Origin of the sequence: Microbulbifer sp. NBRC 101763 (genome assembly GCF_040371615.1) — a bacterium.
GTDB classification, from domain to species: domain Bacteria; phylum Pseudomonadota; class Gammaproteobacteria; order Pseudomonadales; family Cellvibrionaceae; genus Microbulbifer; species Microbulbifer variabilis.
Genome location: NZ_BAABQV010000007.1, coordinates 229,112 through 238,326, shown reverse-complemented (window position 1 = coordinate 238,326; position 9,215 = coordinate 229,112). Strand labels below are relative to the sequence as shown.

Genomic DNA, 9,215 nt, shown 5'->3' with positions numbered 1-9,215 from the left:
AACTAAATCTCCATTACAAACTGATTATTAGCCGTAGGCTTATCAGCCAGCTTGGGAATGACCATGCTTTGCTGGTTTTTTAATGCAAGTGCTAATCTGGCAATGGTGCTGTGCTCTAATAGTAGGCGTAAGGGAATATCTATCCCGCTTAACTTTCGGCTGACAGCTGTGAGCTTTACTGCATTGATGGAGTTGCCACCGATACGGAAGAAGTTATCCTCAATCCCGACCTTGTCCAGCTTCAAGACTTCTTGCCAAACTGTACATAAATGTCGTTCAAGCTCATTTCTTGGCGCTTCGTAATTATGCTGCGTGACCAGTTCTGGCTCAGGTAACAGATTGGGGTCAAATTTGCCATTGATATTAAGGGGGATGACATCTATTAAATTATATGAATCAGGTACCATATAATTGGGTAGGCTCGATTGTAGAAATGACTTTATTGCGTCGCAATCCAATACTACATCATGTGTTGAAACCAAATAGGCTGCCAAGACTTGATTACCCTTTAACTCCCGTTTAATAACAACTGCCTGCTTTATTTCAGGGTGAGTGCACAAGGTGTTTTCGATTTCACTTGTTTCTATTCGATAACCACGGATTTTTATTTGGCTGTCGTTTCGGCCAAAATACTCTAGAGAACCGTCAGGTAACCAGCGGACTAAATCACCAGTTTTATATAATCTATCGTAACCTTTATCCAGATCTTCCTGTGTTGCAAAATAGTTGGGAATAAATCGTTGTTGCGTTAAGGTTTCTCTATTTAAATATCCGCGAGCCAGGCAAGCTCCACCTATATATAATTCGCCAATAACACCAACAGGTGAATAATGTCCATGTTCATTTAATACATAAAGCCTCACATTATCGATTGGTTTTCCTATGTTTATTTGGTCAGGTTTCTCTATTTTTTGCTGTGTCACACATACCGTGGCTTCTGTCGGGCCATATTCATTAAATGTGAACTCGGCAGGTAATACTGCTAATGGACTTAAATTGTCACCACCTGTGTGAACTAATGTTAATGTGGAATTCCTTAGTTCTTTCGCAATTTCATTGAGTATTGCAGTTGGAATAAATGCCTGGTTAATATTATTCTCATTGATATATGAAATTAGCCTTTCACTCTCAACTCTACATTCATCCGAGGCAATATGGAGTTCCGAGCCAGATAAAAGTGCTGGAAATATTTCAAAAACACTGGCATCAAAAACATAGTTGGAGAACTGCAAGATCCGTTTTTCAGTATTCAACTGATGACTTTTGATCATGTATTGAGCCAGATTTACTACACTTTGGTGCTCTATCATCACCCCCTTGGGTTTTCCTGTAGTGCCGGAGGTGTAAATCACATATGCAAGAGCTTTGGAATCTAGCTTAATAGCGGGAGATGCTGACGATTGAGTGAGTAGCAATTCAGGTATGTCAACAGAAATAAGTAATGGAATATTTTTAAATTCTGATAGTTTTTTATCAATCGCAGTAAAGTGGTGCCGTTGCGTTAGAATAATCGGAGCTTGACTGTCTTTAAAAATAAATTGAGTACGTTGCTCTGGGTATTCTGGAGAGATGGGTAAATAGGCTCCGCCAACTTTTAAAACGGCTAACATACTAATAATCATGTCCAGGCTGCGATCTAAATACAGCGCTACTATTGTATCTGGTATTAACTCATGGCCGGTTTGAGCTCGATACTGAGTGAGAATAACCTGGGCAAGTTGATTAGCCTTCTTATTAAGCTCCTGATAGCTGATAACACTATCCTGATACACCAGGGCTGTATTTTTGGGGGCTTTACTTACCTGGGATTCAAATAATTCAACCAAAGTTCTGCTCGCTGAATATTCGGTATCGGTATTATTCCATCTGGCAATCTGTTGATTCAGTTTAGCATCAGCTATAACCAAATCTGATATTTTACTGGCATCCCCCTGCAGGATTTGGGTCATTACTGACTTAAATGAGGCCATCATATTCTGAATAAACCAAGGGGCATGTCGTTCCTGATTGAACTCCCATAGTACGGTAACAGGATCACCACTACCTTCCTGCCCGATCCTGGGTATAACCACAATATTTAAATCGAACTTTGCAGATTTGCTGCCGATGGCTTCGACCAATTGCATCTCTGAGATGCCAGGCAATGTCATTTTGGGTAATGGAGAATCATGAAAACTAAAACAGACCTGAAATAACGGATTTAATCCTTTAATACGTTCAGGGTTTACCAAATCAACTACAGTTTCAAATGGAAGTTCCTGATTTTTTTGTATTTCTTGTGTCGTATCAAAACATGTATGAATAAAATCATTGATTTCTTGTTTTGAGTTCTGTTTTATTCTCGCAACATTGGTTGCCACCATCATTCCGATAGTGTTCTCTACTCCTTGATAATTACGGTTCGCAGTGCCAGTGCCGACGCAAATATCGGTATCGCCGGAGTACCGAGATAATACTAAGTTGACGGCCGCCAACATAAAGGAAAATGGCGTTACTCCCTGTTTCTGACAATAATTTTGTATCTTATGCCAGAAATTCCGAGGGATCTTCATTTTTTTAGTGTCTCCTCCCTTTAAATCTCCCGTGGCGGTCTGAGGTAAATTGATTTTAGTTGGGGCATCTTTGAGCTTTTCATACCAGAATAGCTTTTGTTTTTCAGCTGCTTCGCTCGTTAGCCAGTTGTTTTGAAAAACAGCAAAGTCGGCGTACTGCCCAACATGATTAAGAGTTATATTTTTTCTGCCCTCGAGTCTTTGCTGATAGCAGGAGAATAAATGCTCAAGAAATATATTCGAGGACCAGCCATCATGGACAAGGTGGTATTCAATATGAATAAGAATATGTTCTTTGTCTGTTAATTTTACTAATCCCCAGCGTACCAAAGGTAGTTGGGTAATGTCGAATACCTGATTCAGACCTTCTGCTATTAAATAGTCAACCTGCTGTTGAGCCTGGTGATAATTCATGGAGCTAAAATCATATCTAGCTAACTCAACCTGGTAGTTTTCATGGATGTATTGGCAGGGTTCTTCCAAAGAATAGGAGCTTCGGTAAATCTCATGTGCATCGACTACATCCTGGATAGAGTGAGCAAGAATGTCTGGATCGATTTCACCTTTTAGAATCAACTTGCTCTTTGCATGATATGCTCTATTTCCTGGGTTGGATTTTGTCAAAAACCATATGGCTCGCTGCTGAGAGGATAAAGGTGAAATAGTCCGATATTTATTATCCCTGGTATTGATACTGAAACTTTGCTGGCAGCGAGGTAATTCCTGCCAGATATTTTCAGGTGTGCGCTCTGTATAAATTAACTCAACTGGAATATTTACAGATATTTCTCTGGCGAGTTTTGAACATAATCGAATGGCTGAGATTGAGTCGCCACCAGCGGCAAAGAAGTCTTCTTTCCATGCCAAAGGTAACGCTGTGTATTCATTTATCCAGGCTAGAAACGTCGCCTGTTCAGAATTAAGATTCACATCCACCATCGCAGATGTGTCGTGTGTTGCCATCGATAATAAAATCGATTTATCTATTTTTCCATTCTCTGTCAGCGGAAGCTCAGGTAGAATATGAAAATGCTCAGGTACCATGTGAAGTGGCAAATGTGCCTTTAGGTGTGATGCGAGCTGTTGTATATCCAACGAGACTTCTCGCTTGAGTACTGCATATGCATGCAACGATTGTTTGTTTCCTGTATCGCTTACAAGTACACATGCCAAGGCAATGCCATTTAGAGTTTTTAGGCAATTTTCAATTTCCGAAAGCTCTATTCGGTGGCCTCGTATTTTTACTTGCGAGTCATTCCTGCCTATAAACTCAAATTCGTCTCCTTGGAGGCGTCGAACTAAATCTCCTGTTTGGTATATGCGTTTATAACCGTCGCGACTAATTTCCGATGGTAGTAAATTACCGCTGATAAATTTTTCGGCTGTTAATTCTGGTTTTCTCCAGTAGCCACGAGCAATGCCTGTACCGCCAAGATATAGTCCTCCAATATCTCCGATGGCCACCTGCTGTAAATTACTATCTAACACCCAGGCTTCGGTATTCTTTAACACTTTGCCGATATTATTTGCTGAATCCCCATGTGTAAAAAGGTGTGCGGTCGCGCAAACAGTAGTCTCTGTCGGTCCATAGGCATTGAAAATTTTGCTTTGCCTGTTGAGCTTTTGCATCATATCTAGTGCCGGTGCTTCACCAGCAACAACAATACTTTGCAAGGAGTGAAGTTTTTCTTCAGGTAATAACGCTAATAATGATGGTGGTAAAGTGGCAAACTGTATTTGATTGTCTCGGATTAGGATCGCAAGTTTATTGTGATCTTTACGTTCCTCCTCGCTAGCAATATAAATCGTTTGCCCCAAAAATAGACTGGCAAATATCTCAAATACACTGGCATCAAAAACATAAGATGCAAACTGTAATGTCCTTTGATAATTAGCTAGTGAAAACCTTTCAATTTGAGCCGAAGCGAGATGAAGGATATTCTGATGAGTGATCATGACCCCTTTAGGGTTGCCTGTTGTTCCAGAGGTGTAGAGTACATAGGCAAGATCATTAAGGCAGTTCTTTTTAGCTTCACCTATTGAAGGGTCGGGTTCAGTAGTATCTTTAGTGTCGGAAAAGAGTAAAGTTGGCTGGTTATGAGATGAGTTGAGCCAGCTCGTCAGCTGAGCATCATGATGAGTTTGAGTTACAACCACTCTGGTTTTGGTATCCTGAAAAATATATAAAGCTCTCTCTCGTGGATACTCTGTAGAGATTGGAACATAGGCAGCTCCGGCCTTTATTACTGCCAATATGGCTATTATCATGTCCAAGCTTCGATCTAAATACAGTGCAACCAGATTTTCCTCTGAGTTTTCTTCTTTAGCCAGCGTCTGACTGATTAGAGTCGAAAGTGACTTTGAACGCTTATCAAGTTCTTGATAACTAATACTTATTCCTTGATGTACAAGAGCTGTTTTATTTGGATTTATACTGATTTGCTTTTCGAAACAGCTATAGACCGACTGGGCTTTTGAATTGAAATTCTCGCTGTGAATTTTTGGTGAATTAAATATTTCATTGATTTCCATTATCAGTACTCCATTATTATTTTTTGAATTAAATTTGTATTAATTGTAAATATTGAGAGGTTTAAGCTCGGGTGCTTTATCCGGTTTGTACTCTTTTTTAATGACTTTCAAATATTATAAATATGGCAGTTTTATGACTTTCTATATGGCGTATATGATCGATCAGGTCTGATAAGCCCCATGGATCTATAATTGCTTATTGCCTAATAGGCTAAGATTTCCATCTCTTGATGGACAGGGCGGTAGATACTTTGGGTGGGGCTAAGTAAATTAATATCGAATATGAGAGGCGTGCGCCAACAAAAGATAGTTTTTCAAATAATTTAAAATAAATAACTTGAAGCGAAAGTCGTTGTTTAATTTGAGGCTGCTTATCTCTTGTTTGTTTAAAGTGAGATAAGAGTGAAGTAATAAATAGAGCTAGGCGTTGATGGTAATATACATTTTTCATAGTGCCGACTTCCATGTTTATCTGTCACTACAATCCTGCGCCAGGACGTTATCAGAAATAATTCTGCGTATCAACGGCAAAATACATTGAATGAATTTATGTCGAATTTATTAATGATTATTTGTTTGTTGGTACATTTATGAATAGCGGTACAAATCGTACTTTTTGTATGGTTATGACTTCATGCGTTATAAGTTGTAGAGGGTTGTATCATTATCAGGTGACATGAAATGTTTCATCTGGCGGTTTTAAATATGTATATATCCTTTTTACCCATATAGATGTGGGTTTGATAATACTATTTAATGGGTGATTCATTGCGCATTCACTGTGTAGGCTTGCTTAAATCTTTTCAGTTTAGTGATAGTGGATCATTTTCGATGAACAATCTGTGCTAACTATTGCTAGAAAGGTATTGAATATCGTATTCTGAAAAATTTTTCCCCTTAAGTCCTTGTTGATTGTTGGTACCTATTTTTTAGGTTGGTCTTTTTCGACTTTATCGAATTGAGCAATTTGGATAAGTAGAAGGCTTTCTCGAATTCTTCGATAGTGATAATGCAATGTCTCAATAACGGATGATGTGGGCTTTCCTGCATAGTCACACTAAATGAGACTGAATAGCCTAATTTTTAGACAGATCTGGTCGTAGTGAAAAGTCCAAAGGCAAAGATGTTTATTTGTTTACTTAGATGAATTTAAAAATGAAAACAGCTTCTGAATTGTGCCGCTTAAAAGTACATGGAAATTTTAAAGTTGAGCTTGAGAAGAAGTGGGTGCATACCCGGCTCTGTCGGGACATTTTTTGACTAAGAAAAAATTGTCTTTCGTATTTGCATTAAATATTACTAAGGGTATCCCTATTTTCAGGGTTTATTAATTTATAGTTCGGAAAAATACCTGATCTCATGAAATCGTGTGGTGTAAGGGAGTATTGCTGGGTCTATTGTTTTGCCTAGGCAAAGGACCTTTTAATGCTTTTGCAGTTATTCTGCATTAAATTAAAAGGTTCCTTAATATTAAGACAATCTAGATTAGTGTAGTTTAGCCCGGCACCTAGGGCCCTTACGTGCACTATTAAAGCCATCACGCAGGCGCTCAATCATTGCTGTACGGGCGGCATCATGATTGATTCCCATAACCACATTAACTTCCAGCCCTTCACCGCTTTCAGTAATTGTGGTTTTACCCACGGTAGGGTCGAAGGTGATGGGGTCGTAGGGAGTCATACTGTCGGCCAGGCCGGCATTTAGCTGGTCTACTTCGATAAACCCAGGTACCAGGTCCATCTCCAGAGTTTCAGGCTCCAGCAGTACCAGTGCGGCGATAATATCCCACAGGCGGATGACGGCATCCATAGCGAAGTCACCATTACCTTGGAAATCTCCACCTTCAAATTCACGAATAGAGCTGAGAAGTTGAGACGTGTAGCAGGCTTCCGGCGTTGCGCGGCGTTTAGCCAGGGCTTCGATGGTGCTGCCCTGTACCTTGGCCATATCGGTAGAGTTGGTGGGTACCAGATAAGTTTCAATATTACTTTCGCTCAGGGCGTCAAAGGCCCACTGTGCACTCAAGGGGTCGAGCAGAATATTGAATTCCTGGTGGGTACTGAAGTCGCTGTCACAGCCGAAGCTTGGGTGGGAGAAAATATTGCCACCCAGGTTGCGAGATTTGTCGCCAAAGCAGGCCGCCTCGTGATCTGCAGTAAATGGCTGGTAATTTTCAAAGCCGCCACCCATCATAATTACGCGATCAATTTTATCCAGCTGCTCTTCGTTGGCTTTGCCAAGTACCCGGGCCAGGGTGGTGAGTTTGCCGGTGTTGAAAACTACTGGGGGCTTCTCCAGGTTATCCAGGGTGTCAAGAATAATATCCTCAGCTAGCTCGAAATTAAAGGAAACACCATTGTTGCCCTGGTAGCGATAGTGCGCCTGCTTTGCGCGTGGGATTAGATGATCGGTGCCATATAGGGTGGAGCCGTTGTCGCGCCAGGGGCCGGGCACATATTGGCCGTAAAGGTTAATCCCCATGGCGTTGCGGCGTTCCAGGTTCCAGGTGCCGGTGGTGAAATCCGAGGAGTTAGGCAGCTGATAATCATCGCGGCCTGTTACAGCTTTGTCGTCATTTACCGGAGTGCTGGAAGCCTTGCCATTAGCTCCGTAGGCGACCTCTTCAGTGGCAAAGTAGGCACCGCGAATTACTTTGGTATCGTTGTTGCCCAGCCACTCAAGTATGTTGTAAACCGTATTGGCTCCATGTGCTACAGTATTGAAGGAGTCTTCGACGACTGCCAGTTCCAGGGTATAGCGGGGGTCTTTGGCAATCAGCATCAGTGCCACGGCATCGTCAAAGTTATTGAAGTCGCCAATCCAAATAATGGATTGGGCATCTTCGTTTTTGCTGGCCTGATACAGCTTATTACCGTGGTGGCCACTGTCTGCGTTGCAAGAAGCGAGTGTGGCAAGACTGCCCAGTAGCAAAGCCCCTGCAGAAAACCAGTGTTTTAATTTCATCAATTCTTCCCTAATTTTCGAATGGTTTAATCCTGGAACCCAATAGGTCTTCCATGATCTATTCGGTTGCCACTTTTGTAATACTCGTGGTTTATGTATTGAGATATTGCAAAAGAGATGCCGATTTTAATCGGCAGCGATACATCCCTGTTGAACCAATTGAAAACTGCCTACATCAATTTCCAATAAATGGCTTTAAATTTCGAGCCAGCTGTTGCTGTAATGGTTCCTTGCCTTGAATGCCTAAGTCTGTAAGGCGTGATTTATCCAGTTGGCAATTGTATGGGCGCGGTACAGAAAAATTGGGTTCACTATCTGCACTGATATGATCGGCCCTTAATTCGCAGGCTTCGGCAATAATGTGAGCGAGCTCATAGCGGGTGCAGGCGGTATCGCCGCTCCATTGATAAATGCCTTCAAACTTGGTGTTACAGCAAATTTTTAACAGACATTGCTCCAATACTTCTGCTACTTCCTCCACACTGGTGGGAAAGCGAACTGCCCAGTGGTCCAGTGTGACCGGTTTTTGTTCTCTCAGTGTATCCAGAAGGGCAGTAATACCGGATTCCTCCAGATAGGCGACGGGTCCAAACAGCCAGGGCAGTCTTAATACCCAATGGTTAGCGTTTTTCAGTACCGCTTCCTCTCCGGCTCGCTTGCTGCGGCCATAGAAATTTACAGGATTGGGGATGTCATCGGAACTGTAGGGTGCCGCTGTTCCATCAAAGACATAGTCGGTGCTGATATACACTAACTGTGCATCGATTTCGCTACATTGTTTTGCCAAAAGCTCTGTGCTGCTGACATTCAGTTGCCAGGCAGTATCTGGGTTTTCGGCACAGCGGTCTGGCCAGCGCTCGGCGGCACAGTGGATTACGACATCGGGCTTAATTTCTTGCAAGCAAGTTTTTACTGCGTCGCTATCAGATAAGTCCAGGTGAATGAGGTTTTCATCTACGCGGGAAAAAGCGGTACCAGCTACGGTAAAAGCCGGGTTGCTGTAAAGTTGTTTAAATACACTGCGGCCTAATAGGCCGGAGGCGCCGGTAATCAGGATTTTCACGGGTTACGTTCCTTTAATCAGGCCAGTGGGAGAAATGTGACCCTTATAGAGCAATTGATGATGCAGGATGGGTGGGCAGGAAGCGGAGAAAGCTTACCTGCTCG

3 protein-coding genes are annotated in these 9,215 nt (G+C 41.9%); all 3 read right to left on the bottom strand.

Translation table 11 applies throughout. The features are described 5' to 3' along the window. Nucleotides 1-2 precede the first annotated feature (2 nt). The 3 genes from ABWV76_RS18465 to ABWV76_RS18455 all read right to left on the bottom strand — a co-directional run bounded on the left by ABWV76_RS18465 (nt 3) and on the right by ABWV76_RS18455 (nt 9,111). Nucleotides 3-5,084, bottom strand: a complete 5,082-nt coding sequence (locus tag ABWV76_RS18465) for a non-ribosomal peptide synthetase (protein WP_353376901.1) — start codon at nt 5,082-5,084, stop codon at nt 3-5. A gap of 1,485 nt (nt 5,085-6,569) precedes the next feature. After that, nucleotides 6,570-8,048, bottom strand: a complete 1,479-nt coding sequence (locus ABWV76_RS18460; protein ID WP_353376900.1) for a nucleoside hydrolase — start codon at nt 8,046-8,048, stop codon at nt 6,570-6,572. Between the two features lie 175 nt (nt 8,049-8,223). Then, a complete protein-coding gene (locus tag ABWV76_RS18455; protein WP_353376899.1) occupies nt 8,224-9,111 on the bottom strand; it encodes a dTDP-4-dehydrorhamnose reductase family protein in 888 nt (295 codons plus the stop codon). Nucleotides 9,112-9,215 lie beyond the last annotated feature (104 nt).